This is a genomic window from Saccharopolyspora cebuensis (assembly GCF_039542665.1).
GTDB classification, from domain to species: Bacteria; Actinomycetota; Actinomycetes; order Mycobacteriales; family Pseudonocardiaceae; genus Saccharopolyspora; species Saccharopolyspora cebuensis.
In genome coordinates this window covers 625020-647648 of sequence record NZ_BAABII010000003.1, presented here as the reverse complement: position 1 = coordinate 647648, position 22629 = coordinate 625020, and the positions used below count along the sequence as shown (strand labels likewise).

Annotated in this window: 21 protein-coding genes; 13 read left to right on the top strand and 8 right to left on the bottom strand. The window is 73.9% G+C overall.

Features of this window, described 5'->3' with window-relative positions; genetic code table 11:
- Positions 1-3: 3 nt before the first annotated feature.
- The 4 genes from ABD976_RS05680 to ABD976_RS05665 are packed head-to-tail and all read left to right on the top strand — an operon-like array spanning position 4 to position 3634.
- Positions 4-627 carry a TetR/AcrR family transcriptional regulator gene (locus ABD976_RS05680; protein ID WP_345358189.1) on the top strand — a complete coding sequence of 208 codons (624 nt, stop codon included), beginning with the start codon at positions 4-6 and terminating at the stop codon, positions 625-627.
- The gene (locus tag ABD976_RS05675) at positions 620-1564 is read left to right on the top strand and encodes an ATP-binding cassette domain-containing protein (RefSeq protein ID WP_345358186.1); all 945 of its coding nucleotides are present in this window, start codon (positions 620-622) and stop codon (positions 1562-1564) included. Before ABD976_RS05680 ends, ABD976_RS05675 begins: the two co-directional genes overlap by 8 nt.
- Positions 1565-1578: 14 nt before the next feature.
- Positions 1579-2406, top strand: coding sequence for an ABC transporter permease (locus ABD976_RS05670; RefSeq protein ID WP_345358183.1), 828 nt, complete (start codon positions 1579-1581; stop codon positions 2404-2406).
- A 19-nt stretch (positions 2407-2425) separates the two neighbouring features.
- Positions 2426-3634 (top strand): macrolide family glycosyltransferase, encoded by a 1209-nt coding sequence (locus ABD976_RS05665; protein WP_345358180.1) that lies wholly within the window; start codon positions 2426-2428, stop codon positions 3632-3634.
- A gap of 3 nt (positions 3635-3637) precedes the next feature.
- Here the strand turns inward: ABD976_RS05665 and ABD976_RS05660 are convergent, their stop codons facing one another.
- Positions 3638-4021 (bottom strand): hypothetical protein, encoded by a 384-nt coding sequence (locus ABD976_RS05660; RefSeq protein ID WP_345358177.1) that lies wholly within the window; start codon positions 4019-4021, stop codon positions 3638-3640.
- A 128-nt stretch (positions 4022-4149) separates the two neighbouring features.
- Here ABD976_RS05660 and ABD976_RS05655 point away from each other — a divergent pair, with 128 nt between their 5' ends.
- The gene (locus tag ABD976_RS05655; protein WP_345358174.1) at positions 4150-5361 is read left to right on the top strand and encodes an RNA-guided endonuclease InsQ/TnpB family protein; all 1212 of its coding nucleotides are present in this window, start codon (positions 4150-4152) and stop codon (positions 5359-5361) included.
- A gap of 14 nt (positions 5362-5375) precedes the next feature.
- Here ABD976_RS05655 and ABD976_RS05650 read toward each other — a convergent pair whose 3' ends face one another.
- On the bottom strand, positions 5376-7007 hold the full coding sequence (locus ABD976_RS05650; protein ID WP_345358171.1) for a hypothetical protein: 1632 nt from the start codon (positions 7005-7007) through the stop codon (positions 5376-5378).
- A 200-nt stretch (positions 7008-7207) separates the two neighbouring features.
- Between ABD976_RS05650 and ABD976_RS05645 the strand changes: the two genes are divergently transcribed.
- The 4 genes from ABD976_RS05645 to ABD976_RS05630 all read left to right on the top strand — a co-directional run bounded on the left by ABD976_RS05645 (position 7208) and on the right by ABD976_RS05630 (position 11320).
- Positions 7208-7417 carry a heavy-metal-associated domain-containing protein gene (locus ABD976_RS05645; RefSeq protein ID WP_345358168.1) on the top strand — a complete coding sequence of 70 codons (210 nt, stop codon included), beginning with the start codon at positions 7208-7210 and terminating at the stop codon, positions 7415-7417.
- Positions 7418-7479: 62 nt separating this feature from the next.
- Positions 7480-9747, top strand: a complete 2268-nt coding sequence (locus tag ABD976_RS05640) for a heavy metal translocating P-type ATPase (RefSeq protein WP_345358165.1) — start codon at positions 7480-7482, stop codon at positions 9745-9747.
- 191 nt (positions 9748-9938) lie between these two features.
- Positions 9939-10220: a metal-sensitive transcriptional regulator gene (locus ABD976_RS05635; RefSeq protein WP_345358162.1), complete on the top strand. Its 282-nt coding sequence runs from the start codon at positions 9939-9941 to the stop codon at positions 10218-10220.
- 2 nt (positions 10221-10222) lie between these two features.
- Positions 10223-11320 carry a DUF371 domain-containing protein gene (locus ABD976_RS05630; RefSeq protein ID WP_345358159.1) on the top strand — a complete coding sequence of 366 codons (1098 nt, stop codon included), beginning with the start codon at positions 10223-10225 and terminating at the stop codon, positions 11318-11320.
- On the opposite strand, the gene kamB is transcribed toward ABD976_RS05630, so the two are convergent.
- Together kamB and ABD976_RS05620 are read right to left on the bottom strand one after the other, a co-directional pair.
- On the bottom strand, positions 11307-11957 hold the full coding sequence (kamB, locus tag ABD976_RS05625) for a 16S rRNA (adenine(1408)-N(1))-methyltransferase KamB (RefSeq protein ID WP_345358157.1): 651 nt from the start codon (positions 11955-11957) through the stop codon (positions 11307-11309). The genes ABD976_RS05630 and kamB overlap by 14 nt on opposite strands.
- Positions 11958-12461: 504 nt before the next feature.
- Positions 12462-13652 (bottom strand): MFS transporter, encoded by a 1191-nt coding sequence (locus tag ABD976_RS05620; protein WP_345358155.1) that lies wholly within the window; start codon positions 13650-13652, stop codon positions 12462-12464.
- Positions 13653-14111: 459 nt separating this feature from the next.
- On the opposite strand from ABD976_RS05620, the gene ABD976_RS05615 reads away from it, so the two are divergent.
- Positions 14112-15347 carry a LacI family DNA-binding transcriptional regulator gene (locus ABD976_RS05615; RefSeq protein WP_345358153.1) on the top strand — a complete coding sequence of 412 codons (1236 nt, stop codon included), beginning with the start codon at positions 14112-14114 and terminating at the stop codon, positions 15345-15347.
- Between the two features lie 277 nt (positions 15348-15624).
- Here ABD976_RS05615 and ABD976_RS05610 read toward each other — a convergent pair whose 3' ends face one another.
- The gene (locus tag ABD976_RS05610) at positions 15625-16455 is read right to left on the bottom strand and encodes a S1 family peptidase (protein WP_345358150.1); all 831 of its coding nucleotides are present in this window, start codon (positions 16453-16455) and stop codon (positions 15625-15627) included.
- 180 nt (positions 16456-16635) lie between these two features.
- Positions 16636-16893, bottom strand: a complete 258-nt coding sequence (locus tag ABD976_RS05605; RefSeq protein WP_345358147.1) for a PLDc N-terminal domain-containing protein — start codon at positions 16891-16893, stop codon at positions 16636-16638.
- Between the two features lie 298 nt (positions 16894-17191).
- Between ABD976_RS05605 and ABD976_RS05600 the strand changes: the two genes are divergently transcribed.
- Genes ABD976_RS05600 through ABD976_RS05590 form a run of 3 tightly spaced genes read left to right on the top strand, consistent with a single transcriptional unit; the run spans position 17192 to position 19195 of the window.
- The gene (locus ABD976_RS05600) at positions 17192-18331 is read left to right on the top strand and encodes a sensor histidine kinase (protein ID WP_345358144.1); all 1140 of its coding nucleotides are present in this window, start codon (positions 17192-17194) and stop codon (positions 18329-18331) included.
- A gap of 9 nt (positions 18332-18340) precedes the next feature.
- Positions 18341-18985, top strand: a complete 645-nt coding sequence (locus tag ABD976_RS05595) for a response regulator (protein ID WP_345358142.1) — start codon at positions 18341-18343, stop codon at positions 18983-18985.
- 51 nt (positions 18986-19036) lie between these two features.
- On the top strand, positions 19037-19195 hold the full coding sequence (locus tag ABD976_RS05590) for a hypothetical protein (RefSeq protein WP_345358140.1): 159 nt from the start codon (positions 19037-19039) through the stop codon (positions 19193-19195).
- Between the two features lie 37 nt (positions 19196-19232).
- On the opposite strand, the gene ABD976_RS05585 is transcribed toward ABD976_RS05590, so the two are convergent.
- Together ABD976_RS05585 and ABD976_RS05580 are read right to left on the bottom strand one after the other, a co-directional pair.
- Entirely contained in the window at positions 19233-20780 is a 1548-nt protein-coding gene (locus ABD976_RS05585) for a hypothetical protein (protein ID WP_345358139.1), read from the bottom strand.
- Entirely contained in the window at positions 20777-22561 is a 1785-nt protein-coding gene (locus tag ABD976_RS05580) for a flavin-containing monooxygenase (RefSeq protein WP_345358137.1), read from the bottom strand. The genes ABD976_RS05585 and ABD976_RS05580 overlap by 4 nt, the downstream gene beginning before the upstream one ends.
- Between the last annotated feature and the right edge of the window lie 68 nt (positions 22562-22629).

Genomic DNA, 22629 nt, shown 5'->3' with positions numbered 1-22629 from the left:
AGCGTGACCGAAGCACGTCGGCGGCGCTCCCCCGCGATGAGCGCCGACAAGCGCCGCGCGGCGATCGTGGACGCCGCGCTGCCGCTGCTCGCCGAGCACGGCGCCACGGTCACCACCCGCCAAATCGCGCTCGCCGCCGACGTGGCCGAGGGCACCTTGTTCCGCGTCTTCCCCGACAAGGAAGCCATCCTGCGCGCCTGCGTCGGCGCCCTGCTCGACACCGGCGCGGTGACCGCCGAGATCCGCGCGCTGCCCGCCGACGCGGCGCTCGCCGACCGGCTCACCGACGCCGCCGAGCTGTTCCTGGCGCACTTCGAACGCGCCGGGCAGCTCATGCACGCCCTGGTCACCACCGGCCAGGACCTGCGGGAGCTGGACCCCGACGACGATCCGGGCAGCGCCCGGACCGCCTACTTCCGCGAGATGCGCGCGGCGCTGGCCGAGGCCACCGGCACCGAGGCCGCCGCGCTGCGGATCGAGCCGGAGGAGCTCGCCGCGATGCTGCTCGGGCAGCTCATGGGCCTGCACCTCGACCAGGACCAGGACCGCCGGAACGCCGTGCGCCGCCGCATCGACGTGCTGCTGCGCGGGGCGCTGGCCCGGCACGAGGAGGACGACGATGGCTGACCCGATCATCGAGGTCGAGGGCGTGAGCATGCGCTTCGGCGAGGTGCTCGCGCTCGACGAGGTGAGCCTGGAGGTCCCGGCGGGCACCGTGCTCGGGCTGCTCGGGCACAACGGCGCGGGCAAGACCACCCTGATCGACATCCTGAGCACGCTGCGCCCGCCGACCGGCGGCACGGCGCGGATCGCCGGGTTCGACGTGGTGCGCCGCAGCCGCGAGGTCAGCTCCCGGATCGGCCTGACCGGCCAGTTCGCCTCGGTCGACGAGCAGCTCTCCGGGATCGAGAACCTGGTGCTCATCGCCCGGCTGCTCGGCGCGGGCAAGCGCGAGGCGCGGGAGCGCGCCGACGAGCTGCTGTCGCTGTTCGACCTCAGCGAGGCGGCCGGGCGGCAGGCCCGCACCTACTCCGGCGGGATGCGGCGGCGGCTGGACCTGGCGGCGGGCATGGTCGGCCACCCGGACGTGATCTTCCTGGACGAGCCCACCACCGGGCTGGACCCGGTGAGCCGGATGGGGTTGTGGTCGATCGTGGAGTCGCTGGTCGTCGACGGCACCACCGTGCTGCTGACCACCCAGTACCTCGACGAGGCCGACCGGCTGGCCGACTCGATCACCGTGCTCTCGGCGGGCCGGGTGGTCGCCTCCGGCACGTCGGCGGAGCTCAAGGCGCAGGTCGGGCAGCGGACGGTGACCGCGCGGCTGGCCGAACCGGCCGACGCCGACCGGGCGTCGCGGGCGTTGTCCGGCGCCGGGTTCCACCCCGCCCACGACGCCGAGCGCGGCGCCTTCACCATCCCGGTCGGCGCCTCGCGGGAGCTGGCGGGCGTGGTGCGGGCGCTCGACGAAGCGGGCGTCGAGGTCGGCGACCTCGGCCTCGGCGAACCGACGCTGGACGACGTCTACCTCAGCCTCGCCCACCCCGCGCCGACCACGGCCTGACGGAGAGGACGGCCATGACCACCACCGCGACCCCGCCTGCCCGGACGAGCCACCCGAGGAGCTGGCGCGGCGCCGGATTCGGCACCCAGGTGCTCGTCCTCACCGGGCGTTCGCTGCGGGCGCTGGTCAAGGACCCGCGCGTGCTCATCTTCAGCCTGCTGCAACCGCTGATCATGCTCGCGCTGTTCAGCCAGGTCTTCGGCAAGGCGATGATGGGCAGCGTCGCCACCGACAGCGGCAGCTACATCAACTACCTGATGCCCGCGATCCTGGTCACCACCGGGATCGGCGCGGCGCTGCAATCCGGCGTCGGGCTGATCACCGACCTGAAGAACGGCGTGCTGCGGCGGCTGCGGACGATGCCGATCCGGCCCAGCTCGATCCTGCTCGCGCGCAGCCTCTCCGACCTGGTGCGCACCGCGGTGCAGCTGGCCTTCCTGCTGCTGGTCGGCGCGGTGCTGTTCGGCTTCTCCCCGGCGGGCGGCATCACCGGCGCGCTCGGCGCGCTGCTGCTGTCGGTGTTCGTGAGCTGGGCGCTGAGCTGGGTCTTCCTCGCCATCGCGGTGTGGGTGCGCAAGGAGGAGGTGATGCAGAGCATCGGCTTCCTGGCCATGTTCCCGCTGATGTTCGCCTCCAGCGCCTTCGTGCCGATCGACTCGCTGCCCGCCTGGCTCGGGGCGGTCGCCACGGTCAACCCGCTGACCTACGCCGTGGACGCCTCCCGGAACCTCTCGCTGGCGCTGCCGCTGGGCACCGGGGTGCTCTCGGCGGTGATCACCAGCGGTGCGCTGTGCGCGCTCGCCATCGCCTTGGCCGTCAAGGGCTTCCGCCGTCCGCTGTGATTCCCCTGGGAGGAGAACGGTGCACTTCGTCTTCGCCAGCGTGCCCGCGACCGGGCACGTGAACCCGACGCTGCCGGTCGTCGCGGAACTGGTCCGCGCCGGCCACCGCGTCACCTACGGCACCGGCGAGCAGTGGCGCGGGGCCGTGGAGGCCGCGGGCGCCACCCTGCTGCCGCTGGCCACCCACCTGCCCGGACCGCCGCCCACCACCGGTTCGGCACCGGACCCGGCGCTGTTCCGCGAGGCGCTGGACACCATGATCGCCGGCGCCCGGGAGGACTTCGGCACCCTGGAGGCGCTGCTGCGGCGCGATCCGGCCGAGGCGCTGTGCTACGACACCATGACCGAGGCCGGGCGGATGGCCGCCGAGCGGACCGGGACGCGCTCGATCGCGCTGCACCCGTCGCACGCCAGCAACGAGGAGTTCAAGCTGCTGGAGCGGATCTCGCCCGGCGGCGCGGACCACCCGGCGCTCGGGCTGCTCGGCGCGTTGCAGGCGCAACTGGCCGGGCTGGCCGCCGAGTGCGGCGTGTCCGCCCCGGACCTGGGCCGCCCCGCGGAGCACAACGTGGTGTTCCTGCCGCGCGAGTTCCAGTACGAGGGTGCGACCTTCGACGAGCGGTTCCGGTTCGTCGGGCCGTCGCTGGGCGCGCGCGGCGAGGACACGAGCTGGTGGCCCGCCGGGGACGGCCCGGTGCTGTTCATCTCCCTGGGCACCGCGTTCAACGCGCGCCCGGACTTCTTCCGGCTGTGCCTGGAGGCCTTCGGCAACACCCGGTGGCAGGTGGCGATGGCCATCGGCGAGCACGTGACCGCCGAGGACCTCGGCCCGGTCCCGGACAACGTGGAAATCCGCCCGTACTTCCCGCAGCCCGCGGTGCTGCGGCGGGCGACGGTGTTCCTGTCCCACACCGGGATGGGCTCCACGATGGAATCGCTGCACTTCGGGGTGCCGCTGGTCGCCGTGCCGCAGATGCCGGAGCAGGCGGCCAACGCCCGCCGCGTCGTCGAACTCGGCCTCGGCGTGGAACTTCCCGCCACCGGGCTCGACGCCGCGGTGCTGCGCGACACCGTCGACGAGGTCGCGGCCGACCCGGCCATCGGGGCCCGCACCGCGGCGATGCGCGACGTCGTGCGGGCCACCGGCGGACCACCGGCCGCGGCCGAGGCGATCGAGCGGTTCGCCCGGGCTCCCGAGCCGACCGGTCCGGTCGCGACGCCCGGGTGACGGTCAGCCGCCGGTGACGCTCGCGACGAGGTCGCCGATCCGGGCCACGTCGATGCTCACCCGCACCGCCTGCAACGCCAGCGACAACCGGTTCCACAGCTTGCCGATCTGCTGGGGTTCGGCGTCGCCGTCGAGCTCCTCGACGAGCTGCTCGGCGCGGTCCCGGGCCACGGCGCGCTCGGCGTCGACCGGCTCCGGGTCGCCGAGGCGTTCGGCCAGCTCGGCCACCAGCCGCCGGAGCTCCTCGCGGTCCGGCGCGCCGTCGCCGCCCACCGCGGCGTGCACCTGGTTGCCCTGGCCGACCACGGTGACGCCGTGGAAGGTGCCGCCGCTGACCGAGGCGGACTGGCCCGGGGTGGCCGGGGTCGGTTCGGTCCCGTCGCTCATCTTTCCTCCGTAGTGCGGAGACCCCCGGCTTTAGCCGTGGGGAGGAAGCACATTAAATGCCTGGTCAAGTGCCCAGCGGTCACCACCACCACGCATCCTTCACAAACCAGCGTGATAGATTGTGAGACATGGGCGGGGCGCAGGTGAAGCGGGCGTACAAGTACCGCTTCTATCCGACCGATGCGCAGCGCAGCGAGCTGCTGCGCACGTTCGGCTGTGTCCGCAAGGTCTACAACCTCGCGTTGGAAGCACGGACACGTGCGTGGTTCACCGGGCAACGCCGCGTGAACTACAACGAAACATCCGCGATGCTCACCGCGTGGAAGAAGTCCGACGGCCTGGCGTTCCTTGGTGAGGTGTCGTCGGTGCCGTTGCAGCAGACGTTGCGGCACCTTCAGGGCGCGTTCACGTCGTTCTTCGACAAGCGCGCCAAGTACCCGCGTTTCAAGTCCCGCAAGAAGTCCCGGGCGTCGGCGGAGTACACCAAGTCCGCGTTCAAGTGGCGCAACGGCACGTTGACGCTGGCCAAGATGCCCGAACCCCTCAACATCGTGTGGTCGCGCCCCCTTCCGGAGGACGCGGAGCCGTCCACGGTCACCGTGTCCCGCGACGCGGCCGACCGGTGGTTCGTGTCCATCCTCGTCGAAACCAGCGTGGAGCAGCACGTCCCGGCCGGCACGGCCGTGGGCGTGGACGCGGGCATCAACTCGCTGGCCACCCTGTCGACCGGCGAGAAGATCGCCAACCCCCAGCACGAGAAGCGGGACCGCAAGCGTCTGGCGAAAGCCCAGCGGGAACTCGCCCGCAAGCAGAAGGGCTCGAACAACCGGGACAAGGCCCGCCGCAAGGTCGCCCGCGTGCACGCACGCATCACCGACCGCAGGCGGGATCATCTGCACAAGGTCACCACTCGACTCGTCCGCGAGAACCAAACGGTCGTGATCGAAGACCTCAACGTGCGCGGCATGCTGTCCAACGGCAAGCTCGCACGCGCCATCTCCGACGCCTCGTGGTCGGAGTTCCGCACGATGCTGGAGTACAAGGCCGCCTGGTACGGCCGTGACGTGATCGCGGTCGACCAGTGGTTCCCGTCCAGCAAAACGTGCTCGTCCTGCGGCAGGCTCGCCAAGTCGATGCCGCTGAACATTCGTGAATGGACCTGCGGCGGCTGCCACGCCCGGCATGACCGGGACGTCAACGCAGCCCGCAACATTCTGGCCGCCGGGCTGGCGGTGTCGGCCTGTGGAGCCGGTGTGAGACCGAACCGAGGAAACTCGGCGACGCAACCGGCCGGGAAGCAGGAAACCCAACCTGTGAGGGTTGGAATCCCCCACCTCTAGGCGTGGGGAGGAAGTCAACGCTGCTCCCTGCGCTGTTCCTTGCCCTTGTCGACGCGGGTGGTGTTGTCCTGGCCGACGACGGTGGTGCCGGAGAACTGACCGCCGTTGATCACCGTCGACTGCACCACCGTGGTCGCCTGGTTCGCGAACTCCTCGGTCTCCAGCCCGTGCTCGGCGAGGACGTGGTCCACCGCGGCCAGCGTGCGGCGCTCCATCAACTTGGTGTAGCGGAGGCCGTCGACCTCCTGGAGGTAGGTGTGCCGGTGCTCGTCGGCGGCGAGCTCGCGGACGCTGAACCGGGCGCCGTAGCGGGACGGGTCGTCCGGCGTGCGGCGCCGCCACCCCGCCGCGTCCCGCGCCGCCCGGAACAGGGTGCGCGCCCGCCGGGGCACGGTCACCGGGAAGGCGACCGCGTCGGCGAGACCGCTCAGCAGCGCGAACCCGCCGCCGCGCAGCCACATCCGCTCGTAGCGGTACTCCTCCTTGATCGGGTTCAGCGCGCAGGCGTTCCACTCCAGGTAGAGCGTCCGGTCGTCGCAGGCCACGTGCAGGTAGCTGGAGACCACCAGGTCCTGCTGCCAGGACGCCACCCGGAAGACCTGGTACGGCCGGAGCCACTCGGAGGCCGCGCCGACCGGCGGCTGGTCGGGGTCGACCCACGCGCGCGGCGGCTGCTCCGGGTCCGGCAGCACCACGGTCCCGGCCGGTTCGCGGCCGTGCCGCAGCAGCGAGGTCGCCGAGGTGAGGTATTCCTCCGAATGCTGCAGGCCGCTGAACCGGCCGCCCGGGGCGAGCGTGCCCGGATGCGCCAGGTCGGCGATCTCGGTGCGCACCTTCTCCAGGATCGCGCCCGCCGTGAGCGGGGTCGGCGTCGCCGAACCGGCCGGCCGGAGCTGGATCGCGATGGACCAGGCGTGGGCCAGCTCACCGGACCCGACGAACGGGTCGAAGCCGTCGTGGACCAGCACGTTGGAGCGGTTCGCGGTGGCGGCGATGAGGCCGAGCCGGGGCGCGTACCAGGCGTCCGGCGCCGGGGGCCACGGGATCGCCGGTCCCTGGGCGGGGTACTTCTCCGGGGCGAACCGGTCGCGCAGCAGCGCGCGCACCTGGAACCGGTCGACGCCCAGCATCGCCGCGACCGCCAGCGCCGCCAGGGTGCCCACCACCGCCGCGCCGAAGGCCGCGCCGTCGAGGTAGGCCAGCGTCGTGATCAGCAGCGACAACACCAGCACCGCCAGCACCAGCTGACCGCTGAGGACGCCCACCAGCACCGTCGCGCCGGGCCGGAGGCGGTCCCGGCCGCCCAGGCGCCGCAACGCCCGGTACGTGCCGTACCCGAAGCCGCCCACGACGGCCCAGCCGAGGACCAGGGGGAAGTTGGTCAGCAGCGCCAAGCCGAACAGGCCGAGCAGCACCGAGTCCCGGAGCACGCGGGTGCGGCGTCCGGCGAGCGCTTCGGCGAGCACCGCGACCGGGTCGATGCCCGGCGACGGCGGGATGGCCCGGGTGGGTTCGGCGAGGCACTCCTCGATGAGCGCGTCGGCGAAGACCTCGTCGACGTGCACGGCGGCCGACAGGTGGCGGGTGGTGTCGTGTTCCTCCGCCGGCGCCTGCACCGGCCCGCTGCCGGCGTGCTGGACGGCCACGGTGCTCCTCCTGGTCCCGGGGCGGTCCGCCCCGCTGGTCACGCAGCTTGCCGGAGCCGGGCCGCCGCGGGCCCCGGTCCGGCGGAATTCGCTCGAACGGCCCAACATCGGGGGCGGCGGTCGTCCGGCGCGGCGGGTTGACTTCATACCCTAGGGGGGTATGGTATGAACGCAGTAGCACACCGACGAAGGAGCCAACCGTGGAGATCACCTACACCGTCACCGGCATGACCTGCGACCACTGCGCGTCGGCGGTGCGCTCCGAGGTCGGCGAGGTCCCCGGCGTCACCGGCGTCGCGGTCGACCTGCCCTCGGGGGCCGTCACCGTGACCAGCGAGACCACCCCGGACGAGGACGCCGTGCGGGAGGCCGTCGCCGAGGCCGGATACGAACTGGTGGGACGATCGTGACGGGCGCGACCGGGTCGGCGGCCCGCACCGCCGACCGCACCACCCGACCTGGAGGAGAACCGATGAGCGCGGTCACCGAGCGCACCGACCAGCGGATCGAGCTGGCCATCACCGGCATGACCTGCGCCTCCTGCGCCGCCCGCATCGAGCGCAAGCTCAACAAGCTCGACGGCGTGGAGGCCAGCGTCAACTACGCCACCGAGAAGGCCAAGGTCAGCTACCCCGGGTCCGTCGCGCCCGAGGACCTGGTCGCCGTGGTGGAGAAGACCGGCTACGGCGCCGCCCTCCCGCAACCGGAGGAACCGGAGCAGCAACCCGCCGCCGAGGACCGCGACGAGACCGGGCTGCGCACCCGGCTGCTGGTCAGCGCGGCGCTGTCGATCCCGGTGATCCTGCTGGCGATGATCCCGGTGCTGCAGTTCACCTACTGGCAGTGGCTGTCGCTGACGCTGGCCGCGCCGGTCGTCGTGTGGGCCGGGCTGCCGTTCCACCGCGCCGCCTGGACCAACCTGCGCCACGGCGCGGCGACGATGGACACGCTCATCTCGATGGGCACCCTGGCCGCCTTCGCCTGGTCGCTCTACGCGCTGTTCTTCGGCACCGCCGGGCACCCGGGCATGACCCACGGGTTCGAGTTCGGCGCCGACGCGATGTCCGGCACCAGCGCGATCTACCTGGAGGTCGCGGCGGGCGTCATCACCTTCATCCTGGCCGGCCGCTACTTCGAGGCCCGGTCCAAGCGGCGCGCCGGGGCGGCGCTGCGGGCGCTGCTGGAACTCGGCGCGAAGGACGTCGCGGTGCTGCGCACCGGGGCCGACGGCGAGGTCCGGGAGGAGCGCATCCCGGTGGAGCGGCTCGCCGTCGGGGACCGCTTCGTGGTCCGCCCGGGCGAGAAGATCGCCACCGACGGCGTGGTCGAGGACGGCAGCTCGGCGGTCGACGCCAGCATGATCACCGGCGAATCGGTGCCGGTGGAGGTCGGCCCGGACGACACCGTGGTGGGCGCCACCGTCAACTCCGGCGGGCGGCTGGTGGTGCGGGCGACCCGCGTCGGCGCCGACACCCAGCTCTCCCGGATGGCCGCCCTCGTCGAGGAGGCGCAGAACGGCAAGGCCGCGGTGCAGCGCCTCGCCGACCGGATCTCCGCGGTGTTCGTGCCGATCGTCATCGTGCTCGCCCTGGGCACGCTCGCGTTCTGGCTGTTCACCGGGGGCACGGCCACGGCGGCGTTCACCGCGGCGGTGGCGGTGCTGATCATCGCCTGCCCGTGCGCGCTCGGGCTGGCCACGCCGACCGCGCTGCTGGTCGGCACCGGTCGCGGCGCGCAGCTCGGCATCCTGATCAAGGGCCCGGAGGTGCTGGAGTCGACCCGCCGGGTGGACACCGTGGTGCTGGACAAGACCGGCACCGTCACCACCGGGCGGATGACCCTGACCGAGGTGCACGCCGCCGACGGCGAGGACGCCGACGAGGTGCTGCGGCTCGCCGCCGCCGTGGAAGACGCCTCCGAGCACCCGATCGCCCGCGCCATCGCCACCGGCGGGCGGGACCAGGTCGGGGCGCTGCCCGCCGTCACCGGGTTCGGCAACGACGAGGGCCTGGGCGTGCGCGGCACCGTCGAGGACCGCGCGGTGGTCGTCGGCCGCACCGCTCCGGGCGCGGCCCGGGAGCTGCCCGCCGCGCTGGCCGAGGTCAAGTCGGCCGCCGAACGCGCCGGCTCCACCGCCGTCGTGGTGACCTGGGACGACGTGCCGCGCGGGGTGCTGGTGGTCTCCGACGTGGTCAAGCCGACCTCGGCGCGGGCGATCCGGCAGTTCCGCGACCTCGGCCTGCGCCCGGTGCTGCTCACCGGCGACAACGAGGCGGTGGCGCGCTCGGTGGCCGCCGAGGTGGGCATCGAGGAGGTCATCGCCGAGGTGCTGCCGCAGGACAAGGTCGAGGCGGTGGCCCGGTTGCAGCGCGACGGCCGCGCGGTGGCGATGGTCGGCGACGGCGTGAACGACGCCGCGGCCCTCGCCCAGGCCGACCTGGGGCTGGCGATGGGCACCGGCACCGACGTGGCCATCGAGGCCGGGGACCTGACGCTGGTGCGCGGCGACCTGCGCGCCGCCGCGGACGCGATCCGGCTGTCCCGGCGCACCCTCGGCACCATCAAGGGCAACCTGTTCTGGGCGTTCGCCTACAACGTCGCGGCGCTGCCGCTGGCGGCGGCCGGGCTGCTCAACCCGATGATCGCCGGGGCCGCGATGGCGTTCAGCTCGGTGTTCGTGGTCTCCAACAGCCTCCGGCTGCGGAGCTTCCGCCCCCTCCCGGGCAACACCGACACCTGATACCCCCGTCGGGTAACCCGTTCCAGGTGAGGGGCACCTTCATCCGGCACAGTCGGATGAAGGTGCCCCTCACTCAGGTGCTGGCTGCCGGGGCGCTCGCGGGGCTCGTCGTGGCGAGGCCCGGGAGGCGCCTGGCCGGGCAGCGGCGGGCGCGCCGGTATCGTGGACCGCCGGAACCGATCGGAGGGCTGATGCGGGGATACGCGGAGGACAAGGACGCCTACCTCAAGCGGCTGCGCCGCGTCGAGGGCCAGATCCGCGGCCTGCAGCGGATGATCGACGAGGACGAGTACTGCATCGACGTGCTCACCCAGGTCGGCGCGGTCACCAAGGCGTTGCAGGCGGTGTCGCTCGGCCTGCTCGAAGACCACCTGGAGCACTGCGTGGCCGAGGCGCTGGCCGAGGGCGGCGAGGTCGCCGACGAGAAGCTCCGCGAGGCCAACCAGGCCATCGCCCGGCTGGTGCGCTCCTGACCATGCCCGCCGAACTGCTGCGGCTGCGCGCCCGGGGCCACCACGACGTCCGGGCCACCCACGGCAAGACCCTGGAGTTCACCACCGACGCCGAGATCACCGCGCGCGCCACCTGCGTCCTCGGGGTCGGCACCACCGCCGCGCCCGCCCACCCGGTCGCCGGACCGGTGCGCATCGAGATCCGCTGCGGCGCGCTGAGCACCGAGTTCCGCGCGCTCGCCCACTCCGGCTGGCGCCCCGGCGGCACCGCGATCGTCCGGCGCAGCGCCGAACGGCTGCCCACCACCTTCGCCACCGACGCCGGGCTCGCCGCCTCGGCGCTGCCCCGCGACCTGGTCGAGCTGCTGGCCGACCCGGCGGCCGAGATCGACGTGGCGGTGCGCCGGGACCCCGACGCCGCACCGGCGCTGATCCGCTACCACGCCGGACCCGGCGCCGACCCCCGGCTGACCGCCGAACTCGCCGCCGCCGACGAGGTGATCAGCGCCGACCCGATCGCCGAGCAGGCCGTCCGCGACCACGCCCCCGAACACCGCGCGCCCGCGCCCGGCCGCACGCTCGTGGTCACCGGCGTCGACCCGACCACCCCGCTGCCCGCCGACGCGCCCGAGCACGTCGAACTGCTCGGCGTGCCCACCGAGCTCGCCGTCGCCGCCGCCGCACCGACCCCGGCACCGGTCGTGCTCGCCGGAGCCGTCGACCGCCGGACCCTGCCCGACCTGCTGCGCACCCACCACGCCGCGCGGATCGTGCTGCGCACCACGGCGGCCGAACTGCCCAAGCTGCTCAACCAGGCGCGCCGGCTGCTCGGCACCCGCACCGCCGTGCTCGCCCCGACCGCGCCGGGCCGCGCCGAACGCCCCCGGCGCGCTCCGGTCGAGGACGCCGAGCCGGGCGGCGGCGCGCTGGTCTGCTGCCTCGAACCGGTGGCGACCGCGACCAGCACCGCCGAGCACCCCGACGCGCGGTGGCCCGCCCTGCTGGAATCGCTGCTGGACCAGGACGTCTCCCCCAAGACGCTGGCCGCCGCGCTGGCCGCGCAACCCGGCTGGACCCGGCGCCTGGCCTACGACGCGGTGCTCGCCCTCAAGAAGGGATGACCCCCGTCAGCTCCAGCACGTCGAACCGCTCGCGCGAGGAGTTCAGCCGCCGGGTCCACGAGGTCGACAGCGCCGCGACCGCCTCGGCGTCGAGGTAGCGGGCGTCGTCGAGCCGCCACCCCGCGGCGGCGAAGCGCGGCGCGAGGTCCACCAGCGCCGACTCCGGCGTCGGCTCCGGGTGCTCCCCCACCTCCGGCACCGGCGGTCGCCACGCGTGCAGGTTCAGCGTGATGAGCAGCTTCGCGCCCGGCACGCACACCCCGGCCAGGCCGGACAGCATCGCCGGATCGGAACCGAGCACCCCGCGCAGCAGGCTGCCCCACGGCATCAGCACGTGCAGCTCCGTCACGCCGCGCAGCTCGGCGGGCAACCGCTCCGCCGCGGCCCACACGCACAGCAGGTTCGGCAGCCCGCCCTTCTTCGGGTTCGCCGCCGCCTTGGTCGCGACCTTGCGCATGTTGTCCTTCGCGGCGTCCAGCGCCACCACGAGCTCGCCGGGCCGCTCGCGGGCGAGGTGGAACGCGTGCTTGCCGTCGCCGGTGCCGACGTCCAGGACCACGCCGTCGTGGCGCTCCACCATCGCGTCGAACTCGGCGGCCCCCACCTCGACCACCTGCTTACCGGTCACGCGTCGCACCGGCGCAGTCTACGTGCGGCCCCCACCCGAGCCGGACGCGCGCACACCTCCGCACCGGGACACCCCGGATCGCCCGAACGGGCCGACCACCCGGGTCGACGCCCGGACGGACCAGCCGCCCGAGGTCGGCGGCCCGGGATCGGCCCGGCCGAGGACAGCCCGGCCGGGTCGGCCCGGCAGGGCGCCCCGGATCGACCGGACGGGGTTCGACGAGGCGACCGAAACACCGCCCCGTCCGTCCACACCGGACTCCGCCGGGACCGCCCCGGCGCTCGGCGCCCTCCGGTCACCCGCGAACGATCGCGCCCACCGAACGCGATGGCTGGGCGCGGGTGCCGCGTTTCACCCGGAAGGGGAGTGAGTGAGGGGCACCCTTGCCCAAGTTACTGGGACAAGGGTGCCCCTCACCTGGATCGAGACCACCTGATCGAGCGGGTGGGGTGGCCATACGAGGTGGCGCGCCGGTGGGTGGCCTGTCGGTGGGTGGTCGTGTCCGGTGGGAGGTCAGCGCGTGGCTTCGACCGGTTCTCGGTCCGGGGTGGCGGTGGTGCCGGGGCGCCGGGCGCTGCGTCCGGCGGTGAGCGCGAGGGCCAGGCCCACGACGGTGAGCACGGCGCCGATCAGGGCCGGGGAGATCAGGCCGAGCCCGGCGCTGATGCCCACGCCGCCGAGCCACGCGCCCCCGGCGTTGGCGAGGTTGAAGGCGGAGTGGTTCGACGCCGCCGCCATCGTCGGGGCGTCGCGGGCCTCGTTCATCACCAGCACCTGGAGCGGCGCGGTGACGCCGAAGCCCGCCCCGCCGAGCAGCACCACCCCGATCGCCGCCGTCCACGGGTTGTGCACCGCGAAGGTGAACAGCACGAGCACGACGGCCAGCAGCGCCAGCGAGGCGTAGATCGTCGGGCGCAGCGCGCGATCGGCCAGCGGTCCCACGACCAGCGACCCGGCGGTCATCCCGACGCCGAACAGCGCCAGCACCACGGGCACGGCGCCCGCCGGCATCCCGGCCAGCTCGGTCATCATCGGCGAGATGTAGCTGTAGACGGCGAACACGCCCGCGAAGCCGAACACGCCGGTGGTCAGGCCGAGCACCACCTGGCGGCGGCCGAGGGCCGCGATCTCCCGGCGCAGGCCGACCCCCTCCGGGGCGGGCATCCGGGGGACGTAGGCGAGCACGCCGAGCACCGCGACCGCACCGATGGCCGCGACCACCAGGAAGGCCGCCCGCCAGCCGAAGACCTGGCCGAGGAAGGTGCCGCCCGGGACGCCGACGATGTTGGCGACGGTCAGCCCCAGCAGCACCCGGGAGACCGCGGTGGCCTTCCCGGCCGGGCCGACCAGGTTCGCGGCGACGAGCGTGCCGACCCCGAGGAACGCGCCGTGCGGGAGACCGGCGAGCAGCCGGGCGAGGAACACGGTCGGGTAGGACGGGGCGAGCGCGGTCACGAGGTTCCCGGCGATGAACACGCCCAGGAACAGCAGCAGGGCCGACTTGCGCGGCAGCCGCGTGCTCAGCGCGGTCAGCAGCGGAGCGCCGAGCACCACACCGACCGCGTAGGCCGAGATCAGGCTGCCCGCGGCGGGGATCGAGACGTCGAGACCGACCGCCACCTCGGGCAGCAGGCCCATGATGACGAACTCGGTGGTGCCGATGGCGAACGCTCCGAGAGCGAGAGCGAACAGGGCCAAGGCCATGACGCGCGGACCTTTCAGACGTGGGAACGGGGTGGCGGCATCGGCGCTCGCCGGAGAACGCACGCGCCCGGAGCCCGCAGGCATCCCGTTTGGCACGTGCTAAATCCAGGGTCGCAGGCGTCCCCCGCGCCTTCAATCGGTCGGCGTTGTGAGCTGACCCGCACCACCTCGCCGTCCCGCGACCGGGAACGCGGTAGAACTGGTGCCGAACACCGCCCGCCTGGCGGGCCGGACCCGCGATCGGCCGGCGCACGGACCGAACGGCGCGGGAGCGGTCGGCGCCGGACCGGGCGGCGCACGGACCGGGGAAACCCGAGCCGGGCGGCGCAGGACCGGGCGGCGCCGGGCAGTCGGCGCAGGGCCGTCGCGTGCGGGCCTGGCGCCGGGACGGCGCGGGCACCGGATCGGGGCGGTTCCCGCGGTGGGAAACGCCGGGTTCCGGGAGCAGGAGGGACGTAGATGTCGAGTCCGCCGGGAGGTCCGGACCCCGCGCGACCGGGCGGCGCGCGATCGGACGGCCCGCCCCCAGACCGCCAGGCGCCCGACCGCGAGGCGCCGGAGCGCGAGGGGCCGGTTCGGGGCAAGCGCCCGACGATGGCCGACGTCGCCGCGCGCGTCGGGGTGTCCCGCCAGCTCGTCTCCCTGGTGCTGGCCGGCCGACCTGGCCCGAACGCGGGCACCCGCGACCGCATCCTGCGCGCCGCCGAGGACCTCGACTACCACGCCGACACCGCCGCCCGGCTGCTGCGCCGCGCCCGCACCCGACAGCTCGGGGTGCTGTTCACCATGGAGCACTCGCTCGACCCGCACCTGGTCGAGGCGCTCTACCCGGCCGCCGCGCGCCTGGACTACAGCATCGTGCTCAGCGCGATGCTGCCCAGCCGCGGTGTCCGCGAGGCGATCGACGAGTTGCTCGGTCTCCGGTGCGAGGCGCTCATCCTGATCGGCCTGTCCGCCGAGGCACCCGCGCACCTGGCCACGGTGTCCCAGCAGGTACCGGTGGTGGAGATCGGGCAGCGCACCGGAGCGGCGGGCGCCGACAGCGTCCGCACCTCCGACTCCGAGGGCATCCGGCTCGCCGTGGACCACCTCGTCGAGCTCGGGCACCGCGAGATCGTGCACGTCGACGGTGGTGAGCTCCCCGGCGCGGCCGAGCGGCGGCAGGCCTACCTGCGGGAGATGCGGGCGCGCGGTCTCGGCGCGCACCTCCGGGTGCTCCCCGGCGACTACACCGAGGAGTCCGGCGCCCGCGCGGCGCGGACGCTGCTCGCCGAGCCGACGCTGCCCACCGCCGTGGTGGCGGGCAACGACCTCTGCGCCTGCGGCCTGCTGGAGACCCTCGTGCGCTCCGGGGTCCACGCCCCCGAGGACCTCTCGGTGGTCGGCTACGACGACAGCAGGACCGCCCGGTTGTCGTTCCTGTCCCTCACCTCCGTTCGCCAGGACGCCACCGCGATGGCCGAACGCGCCGTGCGGGCCGCGGCCGAGCGGCTCGACGACGGGCGGACGGACACCGAGGCGATCGTGCTCGCGCCCACCCTCGCCGTGCGCAGCAGCACCGGCCCGCCCCCGGACGCCGCCGCACCCGGTGGGGACGGGCACGGTGACCACGGGGGCAGGGACCACGGGGGCAGGGACCACGGGGGCAGGGACCACGAGAGCAAGAGCCACGGGAACGGCGACCACGAGCGGTGACCCGGCCCCGCGCGGCGCTGACTGCCGCGCGGGGCGGGCCCCCGTCACGGTCGCGGACTCCCGGGTGGACGGTCGCCCGTGCTCGGTGCTCACGTTGACCGACCGGGCGGACCCGGGCCGAGCTGTGGCGCAAGCGGGAGCTGTACCGCAACGCCGGTGGTGTCCCGGGGGTCGTCGACGCGCTTGTCGACGACCCCCGGGACACCGCCGGTCGGTGCGGTGGGGGCCACCTCCCGGATCGACTGACCCGGGAGGTGGCGCGGCGTCCGTCGCCGGGTCAGGCCGCCACGTGCTGCTCGATCCAGTCGGCGTAGGCGGTCACGTCGGTCCAGATCCCGGGCCCGGTGGCGCAGATCGGGTTGTCGTCACCGTCGCCGCTGGTAGCGCCGATCAGCTCCCACTGGCCGGGCCTGCCCTGGAGCTGCGGCCCGCCGGAGTCGCCGTAGCAGGCCTGGGCGTTCTCCCGCGGGCTGTCGGTGCACAGCTCGGTCGCCCCGTCGAAGTCCGTGGTGCAGTTCTCGTCGGCGACGAGCTCGGTGTCGAGCTGCTGGAGCCGTTCCGGCGGTTCCGGGCACTCCGCGCCGTTCTCGCAGGTCGTCCCCCAGCCGAGGACGCGGGTGGGGGTGCCGACCGGCCCCGTCTCCTCGGCGATCGCGATCGGCTCGTGCTCGACCGGCCGGTCGAGCTTCAGCACCGCGATGTCCGCGTGGAACGGCGACGTGCTGTATTCCGGGTGCACCACGATCTCGCTGACGCCGGTCACCGTGCCGCCGCTGGAGCGGTCGTTGCTGCCGATGCGGGTCGTGATGTCGCCGGGCGCCCAGCCGGCCGCGCAGTGCGCGGCGGTGACGACCCACTCGTCGTCCACCAGGGAGCCGCCGCAGAAGTGCATCCCGTTGCTCGCCTGCTGCAGGGACACCATGAACGGGTACGGCTCGGTGGCGTCGTCCCCGCCGATGATCTTCGCCCCGACGTCCGCCGCGGCCGTGGGCACCAGCGCCCCGGTGAGCGCGAACGCACCCAGCAGGCCGTACAGCCACGACCGGTGCCGACCGCCGCGGGGCGACCGGTGCCGGGAAGGACCGCTGCTCGGTAAGTCCACCATCATGTCGTCCTCCTGAATTGCGTGCGAAAAAGCGTTCCGCGGCGGCGCGCCTCGGACGCCGACCGTCGTGCGATTCGGTGCTGCCGACCGTATGCGGGTCACCCCGCGCCCCGCCTCAGCCGCGGGGCCGGGTTCGGTCTCGTACTTCCGGCCAGGTGGCGACGTCCGGCCTCGGCCGATCGGTCAGGCCGTCCGGAAGGCGTCCCGCCTGCCGAGGGCGAACCACAGGACGCTCCCGATGAACGGGGCGATGAAGGCGAAGACGATCCACACCACCTTCATCCCCATCCCGTGCGGGGAAGCCACGATGCTGATCAGCGCCGCGATGAACAGCACCGCGTAGGCGAGCAGCCCCAGCGCGAGCGCGCCGAGGAGCGCCATCCCGAAGATCTGGCCCCCGGCCTCCGCGGCGGCGCCGCCGTGCGCGAGCAGCATCGACATCGTTCCCACTGTCCTCTCGTCAGTCCACATCGGAACCCTCCGGCCCCGACGCGTTCCATCCTGCCCCGCGGGCCCCGACCGCACGTCACCCTTCCCGCTCGGGCCGACTTGGCCGAAAGTCTTAGGGCGCACCGGCCGGATTCCGGACGCGCCCGGGGCACCGCCCGGCCGACCATGGCGGGGCAAGCGGGCCGTTCCCGGCCCACCGCAGCGCGCGAACGCGCACGACACGTCCGGTCCCGGCCACGGGTACCGGGCTCTGCCAGGAGGCGGCGTGGAGGAGCACTACCGTGGGGCCGTGCGTTTCCTGAAGTCCCGACGGCGATGGCTGTCCTGGTGGGACGGCCGGATCCGGTCCCTGCTGTTCGACCTCGCGGTGGCGTTCCTCTGCATCCCCACCGGGGACTGGGGCATCCCCACCGACTCGGTGGTCGGCAACGCCGCGCAGATCCTCGTGGTGCTCGCCGCGTTCCTCGTGCGCAGGCGGTTCCCGTGGGTGCCGATCGCGTTGCTGGTGCCGCTGTCGATCGTCAGCGACCCCGGCCCGGCCGTCTTCGTCGCGGTGTACACGATGGCCCGGTACCGCGGGCCGTCGGTGCAGCTCTGGGCGGCCTACGCGGTGGCCTTCGGCGCCTCCATGCTGGGCGCGAAGAACCTGGAACCGATGGACGTCGTGCCCGTCGTGCTCGGCCTGCTGCTCATCACCGCGTTCCCGCTGCTGCTGGGCCTGTGGGTGTTCCAGCGCAAGCAGTTGCTGGCCAGCCTGCGGGAACGCGCCGAGCAGGCCGAGCGCGAGCGGGACCTGCTGGCCGAACGGGCCGTCACCGCCGAGCGCAGGCGCATCGCCCGGGAGATGCACGACGTGGTCGCCCACCGGTGCAGCGTGATCACCCTCCAGGCCGGGGCGCTCACCATGACCGCCCCGGACGAGCGCACCGGCGAGGTCGCCGAGGTCATCCGCAGCACCAGCGCCACGGCGCTCACCGAGCTGCGCAGCATGTTGCAGGTGTTGCGCGACGACGGCCACGAGGCGACCGGGGACCTCGCCGACGACGCCTCCGCCGAGGGCATCGCGAGCCTGGTCGAGGACGCCGCGGCCGCGGGCGCCGACGTCCGGCTGACCCGGCCCGACCCGATGCCCGAGACCTCCACCGAGGTCGGGCGGGCCGCCTACCGCGTGGTGCAGGAAGCGCTGACCAACGCGGGCAAGCACGCCCCGGGCGCCCCGGTGCGCGTCGACATCACCGCCGACGACGACGTGGAGGTGACCGTGACCAACGGTCCCGGGCGCGACGACGGGACCGAGGCCGTCCCGGGTTCCGGCTACGGCCTGATCGGGATGCGGGAACGCGTGACGCTGGCCGGAGGGGCACTGCGCGCCGGGCGCACCGAGGACGGCGGATACCGTGTGCGGGCGGTGTTCCCGGCGCTCGGATGAGGTGATGGCGTGGCCGTCAAGGTGGTCCTGCTGGACGACGAGGAACTGGTGCGCGGCGGCATCAGATTGATCCTCGACGCCGATCCGGACATCGAGGTGGTCGCGGAGGGCGGCGACGGCTCGGTGGCGGTGGACCTGGTGACCAAGCACCGCCCGGACGTGGTGCTGACCGACATCCAGATGCCGCGCGTCGGCGGCCTGGAGGTCACCCGGCGGCTCGCCGCGCTGCCCGAGCCACCGGCGATCGCGGTGCTCACCACGTTCGACCTCGACGAGTACGTCTACGCCGCGCTCCAGCACGGCGCGGCGGGTTTCCTGCTCAAGGACACCCCGCCGCGCGAGCTGGCGAACGCGGTGCACGTCGTGGCGCGCGGCGAGGCGATGCTCTCCCCGCGCATCACCACCAAGCTGCTGGCCACCTTCTCCGCCAGTACCGCCGCGCCGCAGGCCCGATCGCGGGTGGCGGAGCTGACGGCCCGCGAGCGCGAGGTGGCGGTCGCCGTCGCCCAGGGCCACAGCAACGCCGAGATCGCGAGCGACCTGTTCATGAGCCAATCCACGGTGAAGGTGCACCTGAGCCGGATCATGGCCAAGCTCGACGCCGCCAACCGCACCCAGGTCGCGATCATCACCCACGACGCCGGACTGGCGTGAGGCGGCGCGGCCGGTCGCCGCTGGCAGCACGGTGGCGTGGTGGCGGGAAGGGTGACGGCGAACGCGGAGGTCTTCCGGATCGAGGTCGTGCACCCGGCGCACCCCGACCACGACGACTACCTCGACCGGCTCGGCGGGGAGCCGTTCGACCCCGCCGCCACCGACCAGGGCCTCTCCCGGCCGGCCCGGGAGCCGCTGCGGCTGCCGTGACCGGGGGAGCGCGGCGGAACCCGCGCTCCCCGGGCGGTCAGCGCGGCACGCGCAGCACGCTGCCCTCCCCGTCGGCGGCGACGAGCAGGTCGCCCGACGGGTCCAGCGCCAGACCGGCGAACGCGCGCGGCTGCATCGTCACGCCCGACGACGGGTCCGGCTCGGGGGGCGAGGTGCCGGGCGGCGGTCCGACCGGCAGGTCCTCGACCACCGTCCGCGCCGGGCCGCCGTCGAGCGGGATCGCGCGCAGCCTGCGCCGCCCGGTCTCCACCACGACCAGCTCGCCGCCGCGCACCACCAGGCCGTGCGGCGCGTCGAGCCCGTCGGCGACCACCACGGGTTCGGCGTCGAGCCGCAGCACCGCACCGGTGGCCTCGTCGGCGGCGTAGCAGCGGCCGTCGGCGTCGAGGGCCACGTCGACGGGCCCGCCGAGGCCCTCCGCGAGCACCGACACCGCGTCCGCGGAGTCGATCCGCAGCACCCGGCCCGCCCCCGTCTCGGCGACCACCAGCGCGCCGTCCGGGGCGACCGCGATGCCGGTGGGTTCCCGCAGGTCGGTGGCCCGGACCCGGTTCGTCCCGGTGGCCGGGTCGTGGCTGCGGACCTCCCCGCGCCCGGTGGTCACGTGCAGCAGCTCCGCCTCGGTCGCCACCCCGCGGGAGAAGACCAGCAGCTCGCGGGTCACCTCCTCGCCGAGCCGCGCGAGGCTGAAGTGGTCGGCGACGTGCACCGCGCCGCCCCGGTCCACCGCCACGCCGAACGGGCCGTTGAACCCGCGCGGCACCACCTCCTGGAACCGCCCGTCCACGCGCACCTCCGCGATGCCGCCGCTGGCGAAGCTGGAGGCGAACATCCGGTTCCCGGCGTCGAACGCCGCGTTGTCCAGCCCGGTGATGCCGGTGACGAACGTCGAGCGGCCCCCGGTGTCCAGGTCGATGCGGGTCACCGCGCCCGCGGCGCCGGAGGACAGCACGACCAGCGTCCCGGCCCGGTCGAACCGCACCGCCACCGGCTGCGGGAGGTCCTCGGCGACCAGCTCGGCCGCCCCGCCGTCGACCGGCACCCGCCACACCTGCCCGGTCATCATGTGCGGGTAGTACAGGTGGCCGTCCGGCCCGAGCTGCATCGCGTTGCCCCAGGCCAGCTCCTCGGCCAGCAGCGCGGGACCGGCCGCGGTCAGCTCCAGCAGCCGACCGCCGGGGCGCATCTCGTTGACGAACAGCCGGTCGCCGACGCAGGTGATGCCGTTCGGCGCGATCAGCTCGTCGGAGACCAGCGAGAACTCGCCCGCGGGGGTCCGCCGCCACACCTTCCCCGGGACGAGGTCGGCGATGTACATCGAACCGTCCGCGCCGAAGGCGAGGTCGTCCGGTGCCCGGACCGGGCCGTCCACCGGCACCACGACCTCGACATCCCCGGAGGCCAGGTCGACGGCGCTGATCCGGCCGCCGAGGAACTGGGCGACGTGCAGCCGCCCGTCCGGGCCGAACGCCACGCCGTTGGAACCCCACAGCCGGCTCGGCGGCGTCACCCGGGTGACCCCGGCCTGGACGGGACGTCCGAACCGGCTCGCCGCGGCGGTCACGCGAGCACCTCGTCCATGCCGCCCTCGGCGCGCCAGCGGGCCACCAGGTCGTAGAACTCGACCGGTCCGCCCGCATACTGGAAGGAGCGGCCGGTCGGGGCGCCCTCGTTGTTGTAGTAGCTCGGGGTGCACTCGGCGTGGAAGGCGTGCTGGGCGCTGGTGTCCTGGGCGTCGATCCGCGCGACCCACCGCTGCTCGGCCTCGGCGCTGGGCTCGACCCGCGCGGCCTGCCGCTTCTCGGCCTCGGCGACGACCTCCCCGACGTGGACGGCCTGCTCGTCGAGCACGTGCACGAAGTTCACCGACGAGGCGTTCTGCATCGCGCCGAGGTGGAACAGGTTCGGGAAGCCGTGGCTGTAGAAGCCGTGCAGCGTCCGCGGACCCCGCTGCCAGTGCTCCAGCAGGGTGGTGCCGCCGCGACCGGCGATCCGCATGGCGGTGCGGTCGAACAGCGAGGAGCCGACCTCGAAGCCGGTCGCGAAGACGATGCAGTCCACCTCGTGCTCCACGCCGTCGACCACCAGGGCGTTCGCGGTGATCCGCTCGACGCCCCGGCCCCCGGTGTCGACCAGCGACACGGTGGGCCGGTTGAAGGTCTGCAGGTAGGTGTCGCTGAAGGTGGGCCGCTTGCACATGTAGCGGTACCAGGGCTTGAGCGCCTCGGCGGTCGCCGGGTCCGCGACGATCTCGTCCACCCGCGCGCGGATCTCGTTCATCTTGCGGAAGTCGGCGATCTCGGCGGCCAGGCCCTGCTCCCGGCCGGCACCGTTGGGGATCAGGTCCTGCAGGAACCGCGCGCTGCTGGTCCAGCGGTCGGCGACCAGGTCCTCCTCGGCCTGCCCGCCGGTGACCAGGGTGAGGAAGTTGTCCCGGCGGCGGCGGTGCCAGCCCGGGGGCAGCGAGGCCGCCCACTCCGGATCGGTGGGGCGGTTGTCCCGCACGTCGACCAGCGACGGGGTGCGCTGGAACACCGAGAGGTGCCCGGCGTCGCGGCCGAGGTGCGGCACCACCTGGATCGCGGTCGCCCCGGTGCCGATCAGCGCGACCCGCTTGTCGGCGAGCCGGTGCAGCCCGCCGTCGGGGCCGCCGCCGGTGTAGTCGTAGTCCCAGCGGCTGGTGTGGAAGGTGTGGCCCCGGAAGTCCTCGATGCCGGGGATGCCGGGGAGCTTCGGCCGGCTGAACGGCCCGCTGGAGATGACCACGTAGCGGGCGCGCACCAGATCGCCGCGGTCGGTGGCCACCTCCCACTCGCAGGCGTCGTCGTCCCAGGTGAGGCCGGTGACCTCGGTCTGGAAGCAGGCCTGGCCGTAGAGGTCGAAGGTGCGCCCGATGGCCCGCGCGTGCTGCCGGATCTCCTCGCCGGGGGAGTACTTCCAGGACGGCACGAAGCCGACCTCCTCCAGCAGCGGCAGGTAGACGTAGGACTCGATGTCGCAGTGGATGCCCGGGTAGCGGTTCCAGTACCAGGTGCCGCCGAAGTCGCTCGCCTTCTCCACCACGCGGATGTCGCGGAGCCCGGCCTGGCGCAGCCGCGCGGCGGCGAGCAGACCGCCGAAGCCGCCGCCGATGACCAGCGCCTCGACGGTGTCGTGCAGCGGCTCGCGGGTGAAGGCGGGATCGGCGTGCGGGTCCTCGACGTAGTAGCCGAACTCACCGGTGGCGCGGTGGTACTGCTTGCTGCCGTCGGGCCGGATCCGCCGGTCGCGCTCGGCCCGGTAGCGGGCGCGGAGCTCGTCCGGGTCGAATTCGAGCTGCTCCAGGAGTGCGGACTCGTCGGACATGCGGATCCTTTCGACGGGGGTGCTCGGACACCGGCCGCCGACCGCGACGACGCCGAAGTCACCTGACT

What these genes read in the sequence shown, in the direction of transcription:
- ABD976_RS05580 (WP_345358137.1), bottom strand. Translation starts at nt 22,561, where the DNA reads ATGTCCGACGAGTCCGCACTCCTGGAGCAGCTCGAATTCGACCCGGAC.
- ABD976_RS05660 (WP_345358177.1), bottom strand. Translation starts at nt 4,021, where the DNA reads ATGAGCGACGGGACCGAACCGACCCCGGCCACCCCGGGCCAGTCCGCC.
- ABD976_RS05630 (WP_345358159.1), top strand. Translation starts at nt 10,223, where the DNA reads ATGCCCGCCGAACTGCTGCGGCTGCGCGCCCGGGGCCACCACGACGTC.
- ABD976_RS05605 (WP_345358147.1), bottom strand. Translation starts at nt 16,893, where the DNA reads ATGTCGATGCTGCTCGCGCACGGCGGCGCCGCCGCGGAGGCCGGGGGC.
- ABD976_RS05610 (WP_345358150.1), bottom strand. Translation starts at nt 16,455, where the DNA reads ATGATGGTGGACTTACCGAGCAGCGGTCCTTCCCGGCACCGGTCGCCC.
- ABD976_RS05635 (WP_345358162.1), top strand. Translation starts at nt 9,939, where the DNA reads ATGCGGGGATACGCGGAGGACAAGGACGCCTACCTCAAGCGGCTGCGC.
- ABD976_RS05640 (WP_345358165.1), top strand. Translation starts at nt 7,480, where the DNA reads ATGAGCGCGGTCACCGAGCGCACCGACCAGCGGATCGAGCTGGCCATC.
- ABD976_RS05615 (WP_345358153.1), top strand. Translation starts at nt 14,112, where the DNA reads ATGTCGAGTCCGCCGGGAGGTCCGGACCCCGCGCGACCGGGCGGCGCG.
- ABD976_RS05620 (WP_345358155.1), bottom strand. Translation starts at nt 13,652, where the DNA reads ATGGCCTTGGCCCTGTTCGCTCTCGCTCTCGGAGCGTTCGCCATCGGC.
- ABD976_RS05655 (WP_345358174.1), top strand. Translation starts at nt 4,150, where the DNA reads ATGGGCGGGGCGCAGGTGAAGCGGGCGTACAAGTACCGCTTCTATCCG.
- ABD976_RS05675 (WP_345358186.1), top strand. Translation starts at nt 620, where the DNA reads ATGGCTGACCCGATCATCGAGGTCGAGGGCGTGAGCATGCGCTTCGGC.
- ABD976_RS05670 (WP_345358183.1), top strand. Translation starts at nt 1,579, where the DNA reads ATGACCACCACCGCGACCCCGCCTGCCCGGACGAGCCACCCGAGGAGC.